This is a genomic window from Arthrobacter sp. TJ-265 (assembly GCF_058269135.1).
Window position 1 is genome coordinate 798,118 of record NZ_JBZCND010000001.1, and the last position, 21,515, is coordinate 819,632.

25 protein-coding genes are annotated in these 21,515 nt (G+C 65.1%); 16 read left to right on the top strand and 9 right to left on the bottom strand.

From position 1 onward, the window contains the following. Positions 1-93 precede the first annotated feature (93 nt). The 4 genes from AC4D2E_RS03775 to AC4D2E_RS03790 form a co-directional block, all read right to left on the bottom strand. On the bottom strand, positions 94-1,065 hold the full coding sequence (locus tag AC4D2E_RS03775) for an NAD(P)-dependent alcohol dehydrogenase (RefSeq protein WP_104165748.1): 972 nt from the start codon (positions 1,063-1,065) through the stop codon (positions 94-96). Then, the gene (locus AC4D2E_RS03780) at positions 1,062-1,298 is read right to left on the bottom strand and encodes a helix-turn-helix transcriptional regulator (RefSeq protein WP_104165747.1); all 237 of its coding nucleotides are present in this window, start codon (positions 1,296-1,298) and stop codon (positions 1,062-1,064) included. Before AC4D2E_RS03780 ends, AC4D2E_RS03775 begins: the two co-directional genes overlap by 4 nt. Beyond that, positions 1,292-1,726, bottom strand: coding sequence for a hypothetical protein (locus tag AC4D2E_RS03785; protein WP_104165745.1), 435 nt, complete (start codon positions 1,724-1,726; stop codon positions 1,292-1,294). The genes AC4D2E_RS03780 and AC4D2E_RS03785 overlap by 7 nt, the downstream gene beginning before the upstream one ends. 236 nt (positions 1,727-1,962) lie before the next feature. Beyond that, positions 1,963-2,754, bottom strand: coding sequence for a ZIP family metal transporter (locus AC4D2E_RS03790; protein ID WP_104165743.1), 792 nt, complete (start codon positions 2,752-2,754; stop codon positions 1,963-1,965). A gap of 275 nt (positions 2,755-3,029) precedes the next feature. On the opposite strand from AC4D2E_RS03790, the gene AC4D2E_RS03795 reads away from it, so the two are divergent. From AC4D2E_RS03795 to AC4D2E_RS03820, 6 genes are all read left to right on the top strand, one after another. Beyond that, positions 3,030-4,250 carry a beta-ketoacyl-[acyl-carrier-protein] synthase family protein gene (locus tag AC4D2E_RS03795; RefSeq protein ID WP_490951698.1) on the top strand — a complete coding sequence of 407 codons (1,221 nt, stop codon included), beginning with the start codon at positions 3,030-3,032 and terminating at the stop codon, positions 4,248-4,250. 421 nt (positions 4,251-4,671) lie between these two features. Next, the gene (locus AC4D2E_RS03800; protein WP_490951699.1) at positions 4,672-5,295 is read left to right on the top strand and encodes a hypothetical protein; all 624 of its coding nucleotides are present in this window, start codon (positions 4,672-4,674) and stop codon (positions 5,293-5,295) included. A 149-nt stretch (positions 5,296-5,444) separates the two neighbouring features. Further along, on the top strand, positions 5,445-6,353 hold the full coding sequence (locus tag AC4D2E_RS03805; RefSeq protein WP_490951700.1) for a YsnF/AvaK domain-containing protein: 909 nt from the start codon (positions 5,445-5,447) through the stop codon (positions 6,351-6,353). A gap of 594 nt (positions 6,354-6,947) precedes the next feature. Further along, positions 6,948-7,190 carry a hypothetical protein gene (locus AC4D2E_RS03810; protein ID WP_490951701.1) on the top strand — a complete coding sequence of 81 codons (243 nt, stop codon included), beginning with the start codon at positions 6,948-6,950 and terminating at the stop codon, positions 7,188-7,190. Further along, positions 7,184-8,830, top strand: coding sequence for an MFS transporter (locus AC4D2E_RS03815; protein ID WP_490951702.1), 1,647 nt, complete (start codon positions 7,184-7,186; stop codon positions 8,828-8,830). The genes AC4D2E_RS03810 and AC4D2E_RS03815 overlap by 7 nt, the downstream gene beginning before the upstream one ends. A 158-nt stretch (positions 8,831-8,988) precedes the next feature. Then, on the top strand, positions 8,989-9,693 hold the full coding sequence (locus AC4D2E_RS03820) for a response regulator (protein WP_490951703.1): 705 nt from the start codon (positions 8,989-8,991) through the stop codon (positions 9,691-9,693). Between the two features lie 332 nt (positions 9,694-10,025). Here the strand turns inward: AC4D2E_RS03820 and AC4D2E_RS03825 are convergent, their stop codons facing one another. After that, positions 10,026-10,151 carry a hypothetical protein gene (locus tag AC4D2E_RS03825; RefSeq protein WP_490951704.1) on the bottom strand — a complete coding sequence of 42 codons (126 nt, stop codon included), beginning with the start codon at positions 10,149-10,151 and terminating at the stop codon, positions 10,026-10,028. Between the two features lie 47 nt (positions 10,152-10,198). On the opposite strand from AC4D2E_RS03825, the gene AC4D2E_RS03830 reads away from it, so the two are divergent. The 5 genes from AC4D2E_RS03830 (at position 10,199) to AC4D2E_RS03850 (ending at position 15,499) form a co-directional block, all read left to right on the top strand. Beyond that, positions 10,199-11,539 carry an APC family permease gene (locus AC4D2E_RS03830; RefSeq protein WP_490909659.1) on the top strand — a complete coding sequence of 447 codons (1,341 nt, stop codon included), beginning with the start codon at positions 10,199-10,201 and terminating at the stop codon, positions 11,537-11,539. A gap of 157 nt (positions 11,540-11,696) precedes the next feature. Beyond that, positions 11,697-12,158, top strand: coding sequence for a DUF1801 domain-containing protein (locus AC4D2E_RS03835; protein ID WP_490951705.1), 462 nt, complete (start codon positions 11,697-11,699; stop codon positions 12,156-12,158). 224 nt (positions 12,159-12,382) lie between these two features. Then, on the top strand, positions 12,383-12,637 hold the full coding sequence (locus AC4D2E_RS03840; protein ID WP_104165728.1) for a hypothetical protein: 255 nt from the start codon (positions 12,383-12,385) through the stop codon (positions 12,635-12,637). A gap of 535 nt (positions 12,638-13,172) precedes the next feature. Then, a complete protein-coding gene (locus AC4D2E_RS03845; RefSeq protein ID WP_490951706.1) occupies positions 13,173-14,009 on the top strand; it encodes a hypothetical protein in 837 nt (278 codons plus the stop codon). 671 nt (positions 14,010-14,680) lie between these two features. Continuing rightward, a complete protein-coding gene (locus tag AC4D2E_RS03850; RefSeq protein WP_490952316.1) occupies positions 14,681-15,499 on the top strand; it encodes an alpha/beta fold hydrolase in 819 nt (272 codons plus the stop codon). Positions 15,500-15,694: 195 nt separating this feature from the next. Here the strand turns inward: AC4D2E_RS03850 and AC4D2E_RS03855 are convergent, their stop codons facing one another. From AC4D2E_RS03855 to AC4D2E_RS03865, 3 genes are read right to left on the bottom strand one after another with little or no spacing between them, the layout of a single operon-like run. Continuing rightward, entirely contained in the window at positions 15,695-16,477 is a 783-nt protein-coding gene (locus tag AC4D2E_RS03855) for a family 16 glycosylhydrolase (RefSeq protein WP_490951707.1), read from the bottom strand. Next, a complete protein-coding gene (locus AC4D2E_RS03860; protein WP_490951708.1) occupies positions 16,474-17,046 on the bottom strand; it encodes a TetR/AcrR family transcriptional regulator in 573 nt (190 codons plus the stop codon). The genes AC4D2E_RS03855 and AC4D2E_RS03860 overlap by 4 nt, the downstream gene beginning before the upstream one ends. Positions 17,047-17,089: 43 nt before the next feature. Beyond that, positions 17,090-17,749 (bottom strand): hypothetical protein, encoded by a 660-nt coding sequence (locus tag AC4D2E_RS03865; protein WP_490951709.1) that lies wholly within the window; start codon positions 17,747-17,749, stop codon positions 17,090-17,092. 361 nt (positions 17,750-18,110) lie between these two features. Here AC4D2E_RS03865 and AC4D2E_RS03870 point away from each other — a divergent pair, with 361 nt between their 5' ends. After that, on the top strand, positions 18,111-18,521 hold the full coding sequence (locus tag AC4D2E_RS03870) for a hypothetical protein (protein ID WP_490951710.1): 411 nt from the start codon (positions 18,111-18,113) through the stop codon (positions 18,519-18,521). 146 nt (positions 18,522-18,667) lie between these two features. After that, positions 18,668-19,186, top strand: coding sequence for a hypothetical protein (locus AC4D2E_RS03875; RefSeq protein ID WP_490951711.1), 519 nt, complete (start codon positions 18,668-18,670; stop codon positions 19,184-19,186). Positions 19,187-19,219: 33 nt separating this feature from the next. Here the strand turns inward: AC4D2E_RS03875 and AC4D2E_RS03880 are convergent, their stop codons facing one another. Beyond that, positions 19,220-19,651, bottom strand: coding sequence for a MarR family winged helix-turn-helix transcriptional regulator (locus AC4D2E_RS03880; RefSeq protein WP_490909650.1), 432 nt, complete (start codon positions 19,649-19,651; stop codon positions 19,220-19,222). 51 nt (positions 19,652-19,702) lie between these two features. On the opposite strand from AC4D2E_RS03880, the gene AC4D2E_RS03885 reads away from it, so the two are divergent. The 3 genes from AC4D2E_RS03885 (at position 19,703) to AC4D2E_RS03895 (ending at position 21,495) form a co-directional block, all read left to right on the top strand. Further along, a complete protein-coding gene (locus AC4D2E_RS03885; protein ID WP_490951712.1) occupies positions 19,703-20,170 on the top strand; it encodes an SRPBCC family protein in 468 nt (155 codons plus the stop codon). A gap of 73 nt (positions 20,171-20,243) precedes the next feature. Beyond that, positions 20,244-20,555 (top strand): DUF6958 family protein, encoded by a 312-nt coding sequence (locus AC4D2E_RS03890; RefSeq protein WP_490951713.1) that lies wholly within the window; start codon positions 20,244-20,246, stop codon positions 20,553-20,555. Positions 20,556-20,796: 241 nt separating this feature from the next. Beyond that, positions 20,797-21,495: a TetR/AcrR family transcriptional regulator gene (locus tag AC4D2E_RS03895; protein WP_490951714.1), complete on the top strand. Its 699-nt coding sequence runs from the start codon at positions 20,797-20,799 to the stop codon at positions 21,493-21,495. Positions 21,496-21,515: the final 20 nt, after the last annotated feature.

The following is a 21,515-nucleotide window of genomic DNA, read 5'->3' on the forward strand; positions in this document are numbered from 1 at the left end:
AAACGCCGGCGCGGGGAGCGGAGCGCCGGGCACTCGGGTCCGCGGAAGTGTCCGCCCGCGACCGGGGCGCCCCACGGTGATCCGCGCCAGCGGTCAGAGTGTGATGGCGACCTTGCCGCGGACCTTCCCGGCGTGCAGGTAGCGGATGGCGTCCGGAGCCTCTTCCAGGGGAAAGGTACGCTCGAGCGGCGCGCGCAGCCGGCCCGCCTCGACGAACCCCGTGAGGGCGGCGAGATCGTCGCGGCTTGTGACGGCCATGAGACCCCGGAGTTTCTGACGGGTGACGAGCGACAGGGCCGGTGCGCCGACCATGGCCCGCTCGAAGCCGCCCAGCAGTCCACGGCCGCCCTCCCCGCCGACGAGGACGAGCGTTCCATCGGGGGCGAGGGCCCGCCGCAGCTTCCGCAGCGGGCGGTTGCCGCCGGTGTCGAGGATGAGGTCGAAGCGGCGTGTGCCGTCCACCGGGTCCTGCCGGGTGTAGTCCAGCACCTCGTCAGCGCCGAGGCCGCGGACGAAGTCGAGCTTGCCTGTGCTCGCTACTCCCGTGACGTGGGCGCCGGACGCCTTCGCCAACTGTGCCGCGAATGATCCGACGCCGCCCGAAGCGCCGAGCACGAGCACGCGCGTGCCCGCTGCCACGCCACCCCTGCGGAGACCCTGGAGCGCGGTGCAGCCGGAGATCGGGAGGACCGCCGCCTCGGCGAAGCTCAACCCTGCAGGCTTGGGCGCCAGCCCTTTCTCCGACGAGGCGAGCGCGAAGTCGGCGAAGCTGCCGGATGCGACGCCGAAGACCTCGTCGCCCGGGGCGAACCGAGTGACCTCGGGGCCCACCGCTTCGACGATGCCCGCGACATCCGCCCCGCGGGTGCGCTGCCGCGGCCTGCGGACGCCGAAGGCAGGTCGCACCCCGATGGGCCGGCCCGCCATGATGTGCCACACACTGGGATCGACGCCCGCCGCGCGGACGCGGATGAGGACCTGGTGGCGCCCGGGCTCCGGCCGCTCGACCTCCTCGAGGCGCAGCACGTCCGCGTCTCCGTATTCGTCCTGCACGATCGCCCTCATGTGGATGCTCCTTCGTCGGTGTCCGGGTACTGGAAGACGGCGTCGAGTCCGACGCCGAAGACTCGCGCGATCTGGAACGCGAGCTCGAGTGTGGGGGAGTAGCGGCCCTGCTCGATGGCGATCACGGTCTGGCGGGTGACGCCGATCCGGTCTGCGAGCTCGGCCTGGGTCATCTCGCCGTGCGTGGCGCGCAGGGCGCGGATCCTGTTGCGGACGCGGGTGGGCTTCACCATTCCGGCAGCCCCCGCCGGTAGCCGACGACCTTGGTGATCGATCCGAGGACCGCGGACAGCACGAACCCCAGGTAGATGACGTTCGCGATCCAAAAGGAGTCCGCCTCGAGCATCGCGAGCAACAGCGCCGAGACAGCGCCGAGGATGACGAACGACTGGCCGACCTGGTCACCGAATCGCGCGATCTGCCGGTCCCGCTGGTCGACGCGCCCGGCATCCCGTCGGAACATACCGGAGACGATGCCGACAAGGATGTTGATCACGATGCCGGCGACGATCCCGCCCACGATGGTCCAGAGCATGATCGGCGCGTAAGGGCGCTCCGTCAGTGCGCCGAAGCCGCTGCCGAGCAGCAGGCGGAGGTAGACCGCGTACCCGAGCACCGCGACCATTCCGAGAATCCACGCGTTCTTCTCCTGCGCTGACACGGCCACTCCCTTGTAAAACATTATTGACACGCACAAGCTATGCCTGCCTCGGGGATGTGTCAAGGATCTTTTACATGATCGGGTGGTCGGGCCCCTGTGACACGACGCCGGCCGTCAGGACAAAGCCACTCGCCAGGAGGGCGGCGACGTCGAACGCGGAGTGGTGCTGCACCGATTGCCGAGAGGGATGGTCTGCGCCGTTGCGGGAGTCGATCTCGAGCGATCTCTGCCGGCGGTCAGATGAGGGAGAGGACGAAGGAGAGGACGAAGCCGGCGGCGGTGCTCATGGCAACTGCGGGTCCGCCGTGCTCGTAGGCTTCGGGCATGAGGGTGTCGGCCAGAGATGCGATCACAGCGCCGGCGGCGAAGGCCAGGGGCAGGGAAATGGCTTCCGGGTCTGCCCCGGACAGGGGGCCGGCGCCGATCACGACGGCCAGGACCAGCAACACCGCGCAGGCGCCCCACAGTCCGAGGATGCGTCCCGTCGACCTGCCCTGGGCGCGCATGGATGATGCTCCTACGAGAGCTTCGGGGAGGTTGGACACGAAGATCGCGGCCAGCAGAGCCAGTCCGCCGGTTCCTCCGCCGAGGGCGACGCCCAGCGCCACATTCTCGGGCACGCCGTCGAGTGTGACAGCGGCCAGAAGAGCGAGACCTGCTGCGCCGCGCGTCGATGCCTTGGAGGATGTCTCCCCAGTCGCCGCGGCGTCGGTGTCCAGTTTGGCGCTGCCCTGATAGTCGTCTGCGGCCTCCGGTTCGGGACCGGCCTGGGCCCACCGGTCGAGGAGTGCGCTGAGAACGGTGAAGACCAGGGCGCCCGCGAGCAGGCCAAGCGCTGCCCGCCAGATCCCGCCCTGTTCGAAGGCGTCCTCGAACAGCTCGAACGCCAGCGCGGTGATGAGAGACCCCGCCGCGAAGGACAGAAGGATCGCCAGCACCCGTTTGGGCAGATCGAACCGGACCCCGATCACTGCTCCGATGATCAGCGCACTGGAAGCCACCACACCGAACATCAGCGACATCATCATGGGCCCAGTATAGGAATCCGTGCCACGGGGTGAAGGAGTGCGGCGACAAATGCATCGGGTGCTCAGTCAGGTGCTCGGTCAACTGCTCCAAGGACGGCCTCATCGGATTCGCCCACCACGAACCGCTCCAGCTCCGATACGCATCCTGTTCCTCAGGCGGCTGTTCAATGGGATTGCGGAAGTATTCGTGAGGTACTGGGATGAGTCCCAGCCGCTGACGGGCAGTGTCGCGGGCGAGCGGGATACCTTTATCGGAACAGTGGAAGGACGGATTGATGGTCGCGAATGCACTCGGGGTGGTGGTGACAGGGATGGGGGCCATGACTCCTGTCGGAGAGACGGTCGCCCGAACCTGGGACAGCCTCATCGAGGGTCGGTCCGGCATCGCGGTCCTGGACCAGCCATGGGCGCAGGAGCTGCCGGTACGGGTTGCCGGTCTTGTTGCTGCCGATCCCGCGGCATCGCTCTCCACCAGGGAGTATCGGCGGATGGATCGGTGCGGGCATTTCGCACTGGTCGCATCAAGGGAGGCATGGCACCAGGCCGGCAAGCCGGCCGTCGAGCCGGACAGGCTCGCCGTGGTCATCGGGTCCGGTTACGGAGGTCTGGGTACGGTGTTGTCCCAGGTCCGGACCTTGGATGCCCAAGGCTCGCGTCGAGTGTCTCCGCATACGTTGACGCAGATCATGGCCAATGGTCCGTCGGCGTGGGTGTCCATCGATATCGGCGCGCAGGGAGGCGCCCGGACGCCGGTGAGTGCCTGTGCCTCCGGGGCCGAAGCGATTGCCCAGGGCGTCGAGATGATCATGTCGGGGGCGGTCGACGTCGTCGTGGCCGGGGGAGTGGATGCCTGCGTGAACGAATTGGCGATCAGCGGTTTCGCCCAGCTCCGGGCTCTGTCCACGAGTGAAGGGGATCCGGCGGGTGCTTCGCGGCCTTTTGATCGGGACCGGAACGGGTTCGTGATCGCCGAGGGTGCCGGCGTCGTCGTCCTCGAGCGGGAGGACTTCGCCCGGGCGCGGGGAGCAGAGATCCTGGGGCGGATCGCAGGGGCCGCCGTCACCTCTGATGCAGGGGATATTGTGGCCGCGGATCAAGCCATCCAACACCGGGTCATGCAAAAAGCTCTTGCGATGGCAGGGCTGACAGGGTCGGATATCGACTTCGTCCACGCGCACGCCACGTCCACCCCCATCGGTGACCTGGTCGAAGCCGGTGCGATCACTGCGGTGGTCGGCAATGATGTGCCTGTCACCTCGACCAAGTCCCTGACCGGTCACCTGCTAGGAGGAGCCGGAACGCTCGGCGCCATTGTGGCCATCGAGGCCCTTCGGACAGGACAGCTTCCCGGCACGCTCAACTACGAGAATCCCGACCCGAAGATCCATCTGAACATCATCAATATGACGACGGGATGTGCAGCCTCGAAAGCTGCCATCACCAACGCCTTCGGATTCGGCGGCCACAGCGCCGCCCTCATCATCACCGCTGCCTGACGGACTCCTCCTGGAGGGCGGTGTCCCGCCGCCCTCCAGTCGCTCCAGCACGCAGCTGTGGCACGAAGAAGAGCACGCAGATACGGCTCCGGTCCGAGCGACAGCTCGAGGGCCTGATCGACCTTCGGCGCGTAGCAGCAACAGCGATGGTGATGCCTGCAGATGTCAAGACCCCAGTAGGTTGCTCAGCCTGTGAAGCAAAGCAGCCTTACTATCAGTATGCTTAGGTTGTGTACGTGGAGGCTTGCCTCTGCGAAGGAGTTATGACGAGGCTCTTTCAACGCCTGAAGGCGGGCGAACAATCAACCGCGCGCTGCCGCGGCCTTCCACTTCGGACCCTCCGACGCTATGTCGGAGGCGCAGTTCGGAGAAGGTTCCCACGAAGCGGCACGTGTATGACTGAGACGAAAGAAGATCTGACATGGCAGAGAACAACACTTCCGGGGCGAGTACCCCCAAGAGCCGCAGGAACGACGTCGTCGCTGCGGAGAAGGAACGCTTCGGCGGCATCAAGTGGGGCTCGGCGTTCTTCGGCTGGCTCACCGCCATCGGACTGACCGTCCTGCTCAGCGCGCTCGCCACCGCAGTCGGTGCAGGTGTAGGGGCCGCGAACACCAGCGGCGCCTCGGACGCCGCGAACCAGGCTACGCAGAACGCGGAGACCCTCGGCATCGTCAGCGGGATCGTCCTCGCGATCATCCTGTTCGTCGCCTACTACTGCGGCGGGTACGTCGCCGGGCGCATGGCCCGCTTCGACGGTGTGAAGCAGGGCGTCGCCGTGTGGGTATGGGGCATCATCATCGCGATCATCGTCGCGATCCTCGCCGCCATCGCCGGCGACCAGTTCAACGTCCTCTCGAGCATCGGCGGCGCACCGCAGATCCCCGTCGACGGCAGCCTGCTCACCGCCAGCGGCCTCATCGCCCTCGCGATCGCCGTCCTGGTCCCCCTGATCGGGGCCATTCTCGGCGGAAAGGCCGGCATGCGCTTCCACCGCAAGGTCGACCAGGTCGGCATCGACCACCAGACCGGTATCACCCACTAACACCGGCCTCCGGCACCGCCCCAGCAACACATCAGCAGGACCAGCGACATCGACCGGCCCCGCACGGGTCCGGTTCCACATCAGTCATTGCCTCACGTAGATCGGAGGAAGCCGGGTATCACTCCCGGTGTCCTCCGGAAGGAGATCTCATGATCACGCAGAACGACATCGACACCATCCTCTCCGGCCGCGGCCACGTCCTGGACTCCCACGGATCCAAGATCGGATCGGTGGGCCAGGTGTACCTGGATGACCAGACGCAGGACCCGAGCTGGGTCACCGTCAAGACCGGCCTGTTCGGCACCTCGGAGTCCTTCGCGCCCCTGCAGGGAGCGAACGTCAACGGCAACGATGTGACCATCGGGTACACGAAGGATCAGGTCAAGGACGCGCCCCGCATCGAATCCGACGGAGACCTCAGCCCCGAAGAAGAGAACCGCCTCTACCGTCACTACGGCCTCTCCGGACACACCACCGGTACGCCTGCCGGGACCACGGGCACGTCCGGCGGCGACTTCCTCGACAGTGACACCACCTCGGGCACCACGAGAGGGACTGCCGGTTACGAGGCGGGGTACCAGGCCGGCGACGAGCGTCACGACCGCTCGGGCACCACGGTCGGTCATGACACCTCCGGCCCCACCACCGATGACGCGATGACCCGCTCGGAGGAGCAGCTCCACGTGGGTACCGAGCGGCGCGAAGCCGGCCGTGCCCGTCTGCGCAAGTACGTCGTCACGGAGAACGTCACCAAGACTGTTCCCGTCACGCACGAAGAGGTTCGCATCGAGCGTGAGCCCATCACCGACGCCAACCGGGGTGACGCCCTCGACGGCCCGTCGATCAGCGAAGAGGAACACGAAGTCGTCCTCCACGCCGAGCGTCCCGTGGTCGAGAAGGAAGCCGTTCCGGTCGAGCGCGTGCGCCTCGACAAGGAAACCGTCACCGCCCAGGAAACCGTCACCGAAGAGGTCCGCAAGGAAAAGATCGAGATCCTCGACGCCGACGGCACCGACGTCGGCGACACCACCGACGGCACGGGCCGTCGCACACAGTAGGGTCAACGGCGGGTAGATCCGCCGGCACCACCAGCTACACGGAGGGGCGCTGCCTAGGCAGCGCCCCTCCTCATTGTCCAGGAGTTCCACCGTAGGACCGATGCTGACGGGCGTCGGGGTGGGCATTTCGACAGTCCTACATCAGCCACGCGGTAGGAACCTCACGGCCGCCCCGCCGAACTGCCAGGTCAGGTCTTCAAGCCCCGCGCCCGCGTGGGGTCACCCCGGGTGGGTGACGCGCCGCTCGGCACCGGCACACAGGATGTGACTGCGGCGGCCTGTCGGATCGCCCGACACTGAGAAAACGGGGGCCTTCAGCCTGGCTGAGACGGTCCCGGGAAAGCATTTGCAAAGGAGCCTCCGATGTCGAGATCAGGCCCGGGCCTTGCTGGAGTCGTCGCACTCGGGGTAGCTGTCGCAGTGCTCACGGGCTGCAATACGTCGACCCCCGGCACGTCGACCCCCGGCACCTCGATCCCCAGCACAAGCGCCAGCAGTAGGGCGCCGGAGAACGTCTCGGAGGTGTGCACGGCAGCGAGCGACTTTGCTGCAGCCCTGACAGCTTTCAAACAGACACTCACGCCGGGTGTCACCGTGGAACAGCTCGATGCGGCGCGGGATGAGGTCGTGACAACCTACGGCGACCTGATCGATGCGAGTCAGGACGTCGCGGAGGACCAGGTGGGCGCTGTGCGGACGGCCAAGGATGAGTTGGTTCGAGCCGTCGAGGCCGTTCCCGACGATGCCACCCTGAGTCAGGCGATCGCCTCCCTGCGGGATGAAGCCGCCGACGTCCAGGCCACGGTCAGTGATCTGCAGGCGGAGGCCACGTGTTGAGTGTGCAGAAGTCACGGGCCGGCTCCGGGCTTGTTCTGGCCGTCCTGGCGTCCGGCCAGTTCCTGATGACTCTCGACAGTTCCGTGATGAACGTCTCGATGGCCGCGGTGGCCGCGGACCTTGGGACGACGATCACCGGCATCCAAACCGCTATCACCCTGTACACCCTGGTCATGGCGTCGCTGATGATCACCGGCGGCAAGGTGGGGACCATCATGGGCCGTCGGCGTGCTTTCGCGCTGGGTCTGATCATCTATGCCGCAGGTTCACTGACGACGGCGCTTGCGCCGAACCTGGGAGTGCTGCTCGTCGGCTGGTCCCTTCTGGAGGGTATAGGGGCTGCATTGATCATGCCCGCGATCGTGTCGCTCGTCGCGGCCAACTTCCCGCCGGAACGCCGAGCCGGGGCATACGGACTGGTGGCCGCTGCAGGGGCCATGGCGGTCGCCGCAGGTCCTCTCATCGGTGGCGCCGTGACCACGTTCGCATCGTGGCGTTATGTTTTCGTCGGCGAGGTGATCATCGTCCTGGCGATCCTGCTGGTTCTGCGCAAGGTCGAGGACGTCCCTGCGGCCAAGGTCCGGCTCGATTTCGTAGGATCCGCATTGTCGATCGTGGGACTGGCCATGGTTGTCTATGCCGTGCTGCGTTCGGGTGAGTGGGGATGGGTGCAGTCGAAGCCCGGCGCGCCGACGGTTCTGGGTCTGTCCCCTGTGGTGTGGCTGATGATCGGCGGGCTGCTCGTCCTTTATGTGTTCCTGCGGAGAACAACGCATCTTGCCGCAGTGGGCGGCGAGCCGCTGATCGACCCCGGACTGTTCCGGAACGAGCGCCTCACCGGGGGGCTCAGTATATTCTTCGCTCAATTCCTCGTGCAGGCCGGCGTATTCTTCACCATTCCGCTGTTCCTGTCGGTGGTGTTGGAACTGAGCGCTCTGGAGACCGGGATCCGGATTTTCCCGCTGTCCGTGGCGCTGATTCTGGCCGCGGCAGGAATCCCGAAGGTGTGGCCCCGTGCGAACCCGCGCCGTGTCATCCGCCTGGGTCTGATGTTGATGATCGTCGGCATTCTCATCCTCGTGGGAGGTATGGATCCAGGGGCGGATGCGGGCATCGTCGCAATCCCGATGCTGCTGATGGGCTTCGGATTGGGGGCGCTGTCGTCGCAGCTGGGCGCCATCACGGTTTCGGCGGTCCCGGACTCCCAGAGCGCGGAGGTCGGCGGGCTGCAGAATACGGCCACCAACCTCGGGGCCTCCCTGGGTACCGCGCTGATCGGGTCGGTACTCATCGCGACCCTGAGTACCTCGTTCATGGCCGGCATCCAGAATAATCCCGCGGTTCCGAGTTCGGTGCAGGAGGAAGCATCGGTCCAGCTGGCCAGTGGTATCCCGTTCATCTCCGATACGCAGCTCCAGGAAGCGCTGGACAACGCCGACATCGACCCGGAAGCCGCTGATGCCATCATGGCGGTCAACTCGGACTCGCGGCTGGAAGCACTGCGGGTGGCACTGGCTCTGGCCGCACTGCTGGCGACCGCCGCCCTGTTCCTCACCGGACGGCTCCCCGAAGAGGCCGTCGGAGCACCGGACGAAACCCCACACGGTGCGGAGCCCACGGAACCCGCGGAGTCCCGCTAGGTTTCCCACGGCGACCAATGAGCCGTCATCAGTCCCACGAAGAAGCCGTCGAAGGCGGCGATGGATCGTTGGGATCCACCCGTCCTTTCAGGGACGTATGGCCCTAGCAGGCACGGCTGGCAGGGGATGAAGCTGACATTTGGTGTCATCACGAATTCATGAAGAGCCACTTGGATGGCGTGAAAGGCGGCCCGGATGCAGGCGATAAGGCTCAGCAGGTGAAGGACGTCACGGTATTCCTCCTCGATGACCACGAACTGGTGCGGCGGGGGCTGCGAGAACTGTTGGAGACCGAGGGGTGTGTGATTGTCGGGGAAACCGGTTCCGCCGAGGAAGCCACGCGCCGGATCCCGGCCCTGTCACCGGACGTCTCGATCCTGGATGTGAGGCTCCCGGATGGAACGGGGATCGAGGTATGCCGGAATGTGCGCTCCATCAACCCTTCCCTCTCCTGCGTCATTCTGACCAGTTACGACGATCGCCAGGCCGTGCGCGGGGCGGTACTCGCCGGTGCCGCGGGGTACATCCTGAAGGAGATTCTCGGCTCGGATCTGGTCGGGAAAGTCCTCCGGGCCGCCGCGGGTGAGTCCCTGTTCGAGCCCGGCATGAAGGAGCGCATCATTGCCGGGCTGAACGATCCACCGGAGGAAGATGCCCGCCTCGCCCGCCTGACGACGCAGGAAAGGAAGATCCTGACCCTGATCGGGAAGGGGCTGTCCAACCGGGAAATCGCCGGCGAACTGTTCCTGGCCGAGAAAACCATCAAGAACCATGTGTCCTCGATCCTGGCGAAACTGGGCTTCCAGCGGCGGACCCAGGCTGCCGTCTACATTTCCACATCGGTCGAGCCCTTGCCCAGCTAGCTACGCAGGGGCACAGCGAGCACGACCTCGGTCCTGGACCGAGCGCCCCCGAGATCGACAGGGTGCACTGCAGAGTTCCGATCGGAGACGCGTGCGAAAAGGACGCATGAAGGGGTTGGACATGTTGCGTCGGGCACGTCGCAACGCCACTTGGTCGAGTACATTCCGACGCCACACATCTGTCGTGGTCGGGGCCTGTGACATTGAGGTCGGGTGTGGTCGTTCTGCATTGGATGCGTCCGGGAGTCCAGGTGCGCTGCATCCAATGGGTGGTGCGCTTGGCCTTCGAGATCGAAGTCGAGGTCGAGCCATTCGGGACCGGTAAGTTCCTGCTAGGTCGAGGTGATCCGGGCGGTGGGCAGTGCTGCGGCCATGGTGAAGATTGTCCGCAAGAGGATCTCGAGCCGTGCAGCACCGGCGTCGAGCGAACTGGATCGCAGGTCCGCGGAGTCCTGCATTCATCGAGTCGGTTGCGTTGGGCGGGAAATCGGACTCCAATAGTGCGATGACCAACGAGCCCGGCACGACTACATCAGGTGCACCAAGTGGATTGAAGCGGGCGATCGGAGCCCCGCTGCTGTTCGCGTTCATCGTGGGAGACACCCTCGGTGCCGGCATCTACACCCTGGTGGGCACCATGGCGGCTGACATCGGGGGTGCGATCTGGATACCGCTGCTTATCGCACTGGTCGTAGCACTGCTCACTGCCGGGACATACGCGGAACTCATCACAAAGTACCCGCACGCGGGAGGAGCCGCACGCTACGTCGACCGGGCCTTCGGCATTCCCTATCTGTCTTTCCTCGTGGGCTTCCTCATGATGGCCTCGGGCATCACCACGGCCGCTGCCCTCGCGAATGCCTTCGCCGGCGACTACCTGACAGCGCTCATCGATGTGCCGGCCGCTCCCGCAGCGGTGGTGTTCATCATCCTGTTGACCTTGATCAATCTTCGCGGCGTCCGGGAGTCCCTCACCGCGAACCTCATCGCGTCGATCATTGAGGTGACCGGCCTCGTGCTCGTCATCGTCGTTGCCGCCATCGTGCTCGCCAGCGGTAACGGTGAACCATCCCGGCTGCTCGAGTTCGCGCCGGACGTACCACCGCTCCAGGGCGCGTTCGCCGCATCGATCGTCGCGTTCTTCTCCTTCCTCGGCTTCGAGGCAGCCGCCAACATGGCTGAGGAGGTCCGTAACCCCTCCAGGGCTTATCCTCGCGCCCTCTTCGGCGCCATCGGCACCGCGGCCGTCGTCTATCTCCTCATCGCCCTCGGCGCGGTCATCGTCCTGCCCCCGGCCGACCTCGCCGAATCCACCGGCCCGCTGCTCGACGTCGTCGCCGCCAGCGGGGTGGGGATTCCGCTCGGACTGTTCAGCCTGATCGCCCTGATCGCCATCGCGAACGGTGCGCTGCTGTTCATGGTCATGGCCAGCCGCGTCGGCTACGGACTGGCAGAAGCAGAACTCCTCCCGCGCGCATTCGGTCGTGTGCTGCCGGGACGCCGCACCCCATGGGTCTCGATCGTCGTCGTCGCCGCGTTGACCATCGCACTGACCCTCACCGGAAACCTCTCGACACTGGCCGAGACGACCGTGCTGTTACTGCTCCTGGTGTTCCTCTCGGCCAACGTCAGTGTCCTCGTCCTCAAGAAGGACAAGGTCGACCACGACCACTTCACAGCCCCGCGGGTCGTGCCGGTACTCGCGATCATCGCCAGCATCGCACTTCTCACGCAGCAGACCGGGATCGTCTGGCTCGGCGCCGTCGCCTACATCATCGTCGGGTCCCTGCTGTTCCTCGCCGCGCGCGCCGGACGCAAACGCGAAGACCGCGCCCGCGCCAGCTGACCACCAGCCCCGCTGCTGGAACCGATCAGACCTACTCAGGGCACCGAACCATGAACCAAAAGGCCCGGGCTCGGGTTCCCAAGCGCCGGACAGCAGCCCGCAACGTCAACCCGCCGGCGTCGGAAGTACAGACAGCCACGAGAAGGAAGTGACACTGATGAGTGCGGATACCAGCAAGAGCAGCACCAACTCGGGTGGTTTCTCGGAGGAGGAGCGGACTGCCATGACAGAGCGTGCCGCCGAACTCAGGAAAGAAGCAAGCCGAACACGCGGTGGTAAAGCAGCTGCCGAGGAGCTGGAGGTGTTGTCGAAGATCGCTGGGATGGAGATGCCCGACCGCGCCGCAGCGGAGCGCATCCACGCCATCGTCACCACCCATGCCCCCGAGCTGTCACCGAAGCTCTGGTACGGTCAGCCCGCTTACGCGCGCAAGGGGAAAGTGGTGTGTTTCTTCAGGAGTGGGCACACCGACAGCGAACGGTACTCGACCTTCGGCTTCTCGACCGAGGCCCGCCTCGACGATGACTCCGGACTCTGGCCCACTTCCTACGCAGTGAACGAGCTGACCAACGAGGCCGAGATGGCGATCATTGCCCTCGTCAAGAACGCGGTGCGCTGAACCGTCGGCGCACCGGTCCTACTTCTCAGGAGTGGTCTGGCGTGAGTGCTGATCATCCGGAGCTGCTCGTAGAGGCAGGGCTCTTGGTATTTCCCCGGCGCCTCCCGCCCAGGCCTAAACTTGAGGTACTGAGTGTCCATCTGGAGATATTCCGGTTCTTCAGTGGTGTTTCAAGGAGCACGGGCACGTTTCGTTTCCGGTCGCACGTGTAAGCAGGTCTGGCTATGACCGCACAGGCTCAACAGCGCAGCGCACGGTTCGCCGCCGACGCCGCGGAACTGACCGTGCAGGAGCTCTGGCTGCACTACTTCAGCATCGGGGGCAACGTCCGGGCCTTCGAGCTCGATGCCTATCTCAACGGCGTCTATCCGCTTCCGGTGGGGGACCGTAACCTCGTAGCCCTTGCGCTGAACGAGTTGATCGACGATCTGCCGCAACGGCCCAGGGCCGTCTTCGACGACGATGTGGTATCTCCCTAGCCCCTACGAGACCGGGCGTCATGGCCGGCCCAGCCGTGGCTTGCGGGTCCCTCTGACGGCCGGCTACCTGATCATTGGCCGGCCGTCACGCCCTGCCCGTCATCCCCATGAGGTCTGCTCAGGTAGCGTACGTGCCGATTGTGCTCTCGAGAGGAAGGGTCATGCTTCAAAACGTGTTGTGCACACTGAATCTGCGCCATCTCTGGCACATCGAATCTACCGACGACGGCAGTCGTTACAGGCGTTGCGGGCACTGCGGGAAGTACGACCGCGACAGAGACAGCAGTGGCTTCATGCATTGAACAGTTCCGTTGGAGGCCTCCTGTGAGGCGCCGGTCCGGCAGCGCTCTGCGCCCGGGTGGAACAGCGCGCAGCGCAGGCAGGCTGCAACAAGCTCCACCCCGCCGTCTGCACCGAGAACCCCGCTTGGCCCGATGGCTCTGCCAACACTTAGGCGTGCGTGGGCCGATCAACACCACAGCGGTCTCGTTCTTCCGTGGTAGACAAGGATCATCTCATCGATGGAGGACCACTCGTGACTCATGCGAAGCAGCACCTATTGACCGATCCGGCGTCACCGGTTTTCGGCATCACATCGACGGCGATCATGGGGAGTCTTACCCTCATCGATCCATCCAAGCTGGACGACCAGCAGCGCCGCGCTGTCCACGTCGCGACCGCTGCTGTCACCGGCCTGTACATCGGCGTCACGGTCGGTGGCAGGCGGTCACTGTTGCGAGCACTTGCGGGGCTTGCGGCAGCAGCCGCCGCCCTTCGCTTTGCTGATGTCGGAGATGTGATCGATGCCCGTCTCGAGGAGAAACTTCGGCGGGCCGGCACGCGGTACCCGCGCCGGTGGATGGCAGCAGGCACCGCAGCATTCACCTTCGCTGGTTTCCTCGGTGACCGTGCTGCAGCCAGGAGGGAGCAGTTCATGGCGATGCTGGACGATGAACCTGAGCAGGTGAGGTCGCTGGACCCGCGCATTCGAGGCCTCATCGAAGGCATGCTCGATGCGACCGAAACGGCGGGAGTTCGCGAGCTCCGCGCGCAGCTGGCCGTCGCGCACGAGGTCCACTGGGCCGACGAATTCACCTCGACCGTGTACTTCGAAGTCCCAGCCGACGTGCCGCGCGCAGTACCACATGACCAGGTCTTCCCGGTGCGCGCTCAATTCGTCGGACCGGAAGGTGCGCCGCATCAGGTCCTCCTGCAGCTTTCCGCCGGCCGGTTGGATCACCTGACTGCAGAAGCGTCCGACCAGGAGACCGTCGAGTTCGTCGAAAGTCTCCTGTCGGAATGGCCCGATCCTTCCAAGGTCGTTTACGTCATGGACAGCGCGGACGGGACGAACTCACCGATCGGTTCGTGACGCGATGTCGTCCGAGCCGGCTTCGCCGCGGAACTCGGTGAGCGGCCCGCAGCGGCCGTCACGTTGTCGGACTTCTCCTTCGACGAGGAAGAGATCCTGACCTGATCGAGTCCGCCGCGGAGCAGTTACGGCAGGACGCGGGATGCTCCTGCTGACGCTCGATCCGACGGAGGACGTGGCTGCGGTCACCGAGGCTCATACGGACGGGCTCGGCGACATGCTCGCCCGGTTCAACTCCAACGGTGTCCCGGTCATGGTGCTGACCAGCCCGCCGGGCAGAACGACGGTGCGAACGGTGATGATTCGATGCTCCCGGACTTGTATGGTCGCGAACCACGGATGTAGGCCTGGGTGCTCTCATCGGATGTGGCGACGCCGACGCATTGGTGTGCGCAAACGCATCCGTTACCGGCCGGTGCCTTTCCGTCGTACCCCGGTGGTCCGCATGCCGAAGAATACGCGGTCAGCGTCATCGCGCTTCGTCTCATCAATGCTGTCGGCTACTTCTTCATCCCTCCCTGATCGATCAGGTGGGCCGCCATGACACCGGAACCATCCGCGGCATCGTGGTGGCGCTCCCGATCGGCTGGTGGGCACCCCGTCAGGACGAAGAACTCTGTGGATGGTCTTGTGTTTGAAGTAGGTTCAGGTCCATGAATGCTCAGCAACTCATGGTCACGGCCTCGGATGGCAGTCAGCTGGCTGTGACGCGGTGGTCAGCACCGGGACCTGCGGTTGTCCTTCTGCACGCTGGTGTCGCCGACCGGCGATCCTGGACCACGGTGGCGGACGCGCTGCAGGGCGACGGTCTCGATCTCATCGCCTATGACAGACGCGGCTACGGAGACACCCCGGCAGCGGCGGACTCATCGTCATTCACACACGTGGACGACCTGCTTCACGTCATGGACGAACTCGCCCTGGACCGGGCCCTTCTGGTCGGCAACTCGATGGGCGGGGCAGTCGCGCTGGATATGGCGCTGCTGCATCCTGATCGCGTCAGCGAAGTCGTGCTGATCGGCGCTGCGGTATCAGGAATGACCGACGAGGACACCCCGTTCGACTGGGAACCGGACGACTCCTCCGCCCCGCTCATGGCACGTGCAGACGACCCGACCGTGGCAGACGACGACAGGATTCGGGCGCTTGCCCACCTGTGGTTGGACGGCCCAGGAGCCGCGGAAGGCCGCGTCGCAGGAGATGTCCGTGCCCTCTTCGAGGCGATGAACCGGAAGATCCTGGCGGCCGCTGCACCCGATTCTGCCGGCAGTGCCGGTGTCGATGCCTGGACCCGACTCGGCGAGGTGACCGTGCCGGTGCTGTGCACCTGGGGTGACCTCGATCCGCCCTGCGACGTGCCGTTCTACAAGGAGACCGCACGCCGCATTGGACAGGGGGCAGGACGCGTCCTCCCTGACGTGGCACACCTGCCTAGCCTCGAGCAGCCCGCACTCATCGCGGAGATGGTCCGAAGCGCCGCACACCACTAAGCCATACCCAGCGAGGTATCCGATGTGCCCGAGGAAGTTGCGCGACGCTCACAAGGGCTTAGGGCAAGTTTGCAGTAGTCGCAGAACCCATCAGCGGATGAGGTGCCCCCTTGGCGGGGACGGACGTCCCGCTGACGAGGTGCATGCGCGGGTCGTGGATCGCATCGACTGACCGGGCCATGGTGCTGAAGGCAGCTACGTGCGGCTGAAGTTCCACGCCTGGACGTGGTGGATGGTTGCTGCCTTGGGGTAGCGGCCTGAGGCGGGCCCGATTTCGAAGAGGTCGATCATGAGGAGCAGCGGGTAGGTCGGCGCTTGGGTCAGGCGCCGCACAACGCGGCCTTCACAGCCGATGATCGTTTCGTTGTTGCCCCAGATCACGGTCCACGTGTGGGGCTCGGCGGCGTCGAGGGGGACGGCGACCTCGGCGATGTCCGTGACCAATCGGGAGTCGTGGTGCGCCTTGATACCGGAACGAGCAATGGTGGTCTCGCCGATCGTCTCAGCGTCGATCTCGAATATGCAGATCTCTCCAGAATGCTCGGCAGAGAGATGCTCGGTGCCGACCAGCCACGCCGCCAGCATGCAGCCCTCGTCTCGGCTGGCCGTGACGGTTACGTCGATGCGCCCGCTGGAGGGCGCGAACAGCAGTCGCTGTGGGGTCTGGGTTCGAACGTGGAGTTCGTCATCGCGATGGCGGTGTGTTCCGTTCGGAGATCCGACCGGACCCGAATAGGTGCCGGTCTGGAGGTTCGAGACGCGCAGAGGCGCGTCCTCGGGCCGCCAGTCGCGTTGATCGGCTTCGATCCTGAGCTCGACACCCTCCGGAGTGACGCGGTAGCGGGCTTCGGATCGGTCCGGCGTCGTCCAATGCGGCAGATAGTGCGGGACCCACCACCGCGTGGACAGTCCGTCCGAGAAGTTGTCGTCGAGGTCTGGAGTCCGGTCCGGTGGCGACGGCAGCTCTTCGGGAGTCACTTCTGTTCCCTCCGTATCCAGCCGTCCAGAAGCATATCCACGAAACCGCGGCCGAGCTCCGTTTTCACTTCGGGGGATGGCAGGTACCGGGCCGGCACGGAGTGGACGCTTTGCACGAGGGCTACCAGGGCCATCGCTGCCTGATTCAGGTCCGTGATCGACAGCGTCTCGGATTGCGCATCCCGCGCCGCCGCGAGTGCGGCCGAGATAGGTTCTCGCAGCGAGTCGTACGCCAGCGCAGCGAGCTCGTCCGCCGCGGCTGGAGGGAGGGCAGGGAAATCGGCCAACGCCATTCTCGCCACATCGACCGGGGGGTGGGAGGTGAACCAATCCGCCACGGCGTAGAGCGGGCCCCGGACTCCGGAAGGAGCAGTCGCGACGGCTTCCTCGAGTCCGCGGCGATGTTCGTGGAAGCTGGCTGTCATCACGTCGACATAGATCTGTTCCTTGCCGCCCGGGAAGTAGTAGTAGATCGAGGCGTGATGCAGGCCCGAGGCCTCCGCGATGTCCCGCAGCTTGACCGATGAGAATCCGCGGGCAGCGAACAACTTCTCCGCCTCGGTGAGCAACTTCGCGCGGGAGGGACTGTTGAGGCTTGTCGGCCGTGCCATCTCAGGCTCCCGCCGCGGGGTCGGAACCCGGAGATGGACGGGGAGATGCACTGGCGGGAGGTTGATCGATCCGCTGCGTTCGGGTCACCGGTCTGCTTGTCCGCAGGTGCGCCACGGTCGACCAGGTCAGCATGAGGACCGCGAAGCCGAGTACCAGGCCGGAGAGGAGAACGACGCTCAGCGCGACCTTCGCCGCTTTCGCTCCCACCCCGATCAGGGCCCATGACCCGAGGCCTTCCGGGTTCCAGATCGCCAGGGCGAAAAAGACGTTCTCCGTCCAGTCGAACAGCGCCCCGACCAGCGGGATGAGCACCACCCTGTTGACCGACGGGAGCCCCCGCAGCCGCTGCAACACCGTCAGCGACCGCGCCAGAACGAGGCAGAGGAGCAAGGAAGCCGCCAGGGGGAAAACCGTGTCGACCAGAAGGAACAAGAGGTAGGCCTGCCGTGCGGGCCCGTCGTACAGCGGAGCCTGTACGAGGATCGACTCGACGCCCAGAGGGGTCTGCAGGTCGAACGGCGGATATCCGACGAATTGATCAACCCGGGCACCCACACCCTGCAGCACGATCAGGGAGGCCGCCGTCGCGGCGGCGGTCACAGCAACCACCCACCACCTTTGCGACGCGGCGACGATAGCGGCTGCCAGCCGGTGCGTCATCACCCACCTCCTTCCCGATTCGTCCACCAACATGTTGGTTGAATTATTGCTTGGTAGACCGCACCAGACAAGAGACAATCTCGAAAACCTCCCGTCACACGACGTCCCAGGGGCAGCATCGTACTGTTCCGCATCCTGAGCAACGGCCGCGGCGTGATCACCCTCTCTTGATGCGCCTCCCGTCGACGATTCAGTGCGCACACCTGATTCGAAGGACTTTCGGCCCTGAACGTGCACAGGCCCAGGGGTGAGTGTAGAAGGACGGTGGGACTCGCTTTCTCGGACGGGCGCCGCTGTCTCGGAGACAACGATCTCCCGTCACCGCACGATCGGAGTCACCACAGTGAGAAAGGAAATCCTCATGCCCCTCTCCGATGATCTGAGCAGGCTCGCGGCCAGAGCCAAAGAGGCTGAAGACCGCTTTGCCGCCGCCGAGCAGGATGCGCACGCGAAGTTGCAGCAGGACGTCCGGAGCGCACGGAACTCGCTGCAGAAGGGCACGGACCGGCTGCGCGAGACCGCCGAAGCGAACCAGGGAAAAATCGCCGCGTGGTGGAGCGACGTAGAGAAAAGCTGGGACGATGACATCGCGTCGATCCGTCGGTCGCGACATCGGATCAAAGAAGGCAGAGCACGACGTCAAGGCCGCGCAGCGAACAGCAGAGGACGCCGAGGACGACGCGAGATTCGCGATCACGTATGCCTATTGGGCGGTAGAAGAAGCCGAGTACAGGGTCCTCGACGCGGCGTTGGCTCGAAAGGACGCCGATAGCAAGGCATCGGCGGGAAGGTGATGCTGGCGGGCAGCACCTCGATGCCGACGGTATTGCCGCCGGCATCGCGGCCCACAGGCAGATGCACTTCCTCCCCATAGGTGAGACACCACCGATTGTGGTGCAGCGACTCTAGGAGCAGAACGTGGCTCCCGTCCTCTTCAGCGGACCGCCCGGCGCGGACGCGCAGCAACGCTCTGAGGTTCTGAAGGAGCGTGTGTACGTCACGTTCACCACCCTGGCCGTGACGATCGCCTTCGAACGCGACTCCGAACACGCCACAGTAGGCGGCGCCGCGTTGACGCTGCTGCTCACCGTCGTGGGCACGCTGCTGGCGGTGTTCGTCGCAGATGTAACCGCACACATGGTGCGGGAGAGTTCCCTGCCATCCCGGGCCGAACTCGCCCACCTCACCTATGTCAGCTTCGGGTCCCTGGGAGTGCTTCTGGCACCGATGGCGATCCTCGGGCTCAGCGCCTTTGGCGTGCTCGAACTGGCACCCGCACTCCGGCTGATAGCGGTAGCGCTCGTCGCCACGCTGATCGTGGTCACGCTGTTCGCCGTGCGTCGTCTGCGCGTGAGGCCATGGCTCAAGATCCTGGTCCTTGCCATCATGGCGGCGCTCGGACTGGCAGTACTCGCTATCGAACTCGCCATCCACTGAGCGAGGATCCTCCGGCGGACGGCATGTATCTACTCAGGAGCCGGAGCCGAGGGCAGCTGTGATCGATTTGATGTGGCCTGTAAGACGATCTGCGTCGATGGCTGACATCGTTTCGGTAAGCGCGAGGACACGTTGGGCGGCAGGGCGATAGTGCCGGCCCAGTATCTGCCAGACCTTCGGCGTCAGTGTCACCAGTTTCACCCTGCGATCCGTCGGTGACGGCTCGCGGGCGACCAAACCTGCAGCAGCCAGTCGATCAACGATCGTGGTCACCGCCGCGCGGGTGACGTGCAGGTGGTGCGCGAGGTCGACCTGCGAGGTCGACCCTCCTTCCAACCGGTTGAGGAGCCGAAGCTCGGTCCGCGATACCCCCAATCGCTGGGCCACGAGTGCGTCATGAGCGTCGAATGCCGCTCCGAGCGCCCTGCACGCCAGAAGCAAAGGATGCTGAGTGTCAAAGTCCATTAGCTCGAGTATATTACAGTCAAATCGCTTGACTATTTTCAGAGGCATCTCATGAAGTGGACCGAGACCATCACGATCGAAGCACCCAGGGACGTCGTGTATCAGGCCTTTCGTGATCAGCACACCCTGATGCAATGGTCGGCGTGGCCCGAAGCCACCGGGTTCACCTGCCGGGTCGACGGTGACGGGACGAGTCCCGGCTCCCAGATCGTCTTCGCCGACCAGAAGGGCGTCGAACAGGGTCGCCAGACCCTGGTTTCCGCTGACGCCGGTGCCGTCCGGAATACGATGCGCAATAGGGGCCCCCGCGGTCGCTGGGTGAGCCCGAACGTCGACTTCCATATCGATTCCGCGACACCGACCCGTACCCGGGTGGCGCTTGCCTTCGATGTCGATCCTCCCGTGCCGCGCATCCTGAAACCCCTGGCGAACAGGTGGCTGCGCCGCTCGATCCGGCCGCTGCACGTGAAGGACTTGCAGCAACTCAAGGACCTCGTAGAGGCGCCGCATGTCCGCTGACCCACACTCGGCGGCCGTTGCCCCACGGGCATGGGCTGAAGATGAACGTGCCCGGAAACGCGGGCGGGTGCAGATGTTCAACGCGACCCGGCCTGATGGCTTGGACGGATGGACCATCGCACTCGAGCAGTACGAACTGCTCGTCGATGTCATCCTGACCACGATCGACGCCTTCGCCGCCGACGACGGCACCGTGCCGCTGCAGGTCATCGTCAACGAAGGGCAAACCAGACTCGGGTCCCATCCGGCTTTCCCCAACGGACGGCTCGCCAACTACGTCCGCTACACCAAAGTCGACCTCGAAGCCCGCGGACTCGTCGAGCGCGTCCCCAAGAGCTCACCCCAACGCATAGGCCGATTCCACGAACCCTCCGATCAACAGTGACTTCAAACGGCCTCACCTGGTAAGTCCGCATGCGCTTCGGCGAGATGTACCCGAAAGTGATTCCCCGAACCACTCGACGGCCGGAGCAGACGACGTCGATCGAAACCACGTCGGGCACACGTGACTTCGAATATCTCTGCGCGGATGGTCGTTCAGGAACGGAGTGGCCCGTTGTAGGAGGACGACAAGAAATTGTTCCAGGGTGTAGTGGTGAACTGAACAGGCGTCTAGCATATTAAACATGCGTTCAGCACCCGAAGATCTGAGCACCCGCGCGCGGATACGTGACGCTGCGGTGGCTCTCTTCGGGCGCGACGGTTTCGGCACAACAACTGTTCGTGCGATTGCCGCTGCGGCGGATGTCAGCCCTGGGCTCGTGCTGCATCACTTCGGCTCGAAGGATGGACTGCGTCAGGCGTGCGACCGCTACGTGGTGGAGGAGTTCGTCGGCCGGAAGGACGAACTGACCCGAGACGCGACCTCGGCAATTGCTCGCTGGCTAGCCGATGTTGATCGGTTTCATCCGCTCATCGATTACCTCGCCCGCATGCTGTCCTCGGGAACAACCGCCGCGGATGAGCTTTTCGACGCGCTGCTCACCGGTACGTCCCGGATGCTGGACGAGCAAATCGCCGCAGGCATCATGCGGGAGCCCGAAGACCGCGACATCCTCGCGCTGTACCTCACGCTGCACGGCTTGGCCCCACTGGTGATGCGCCGGCAGGTCACGCGGGGTCTCGGCCTCGACCAACTGAGCGAGGAAGGCATCCGTCGATCGACGATCCCGATACTCGACCTCTACACGCACGGCCTCTACTCCGACGATCGGATGCTTGTCGCCGCGCGCGAGGCACTGACGAGGACGAGTGGACCTCGCTCCGACAAAGGGGAGAACGACCCCAATCAGGACCCGGACCCGCCGCGCCCCCGCCGGTCCTGACTCCATCCACTTCATTCGCA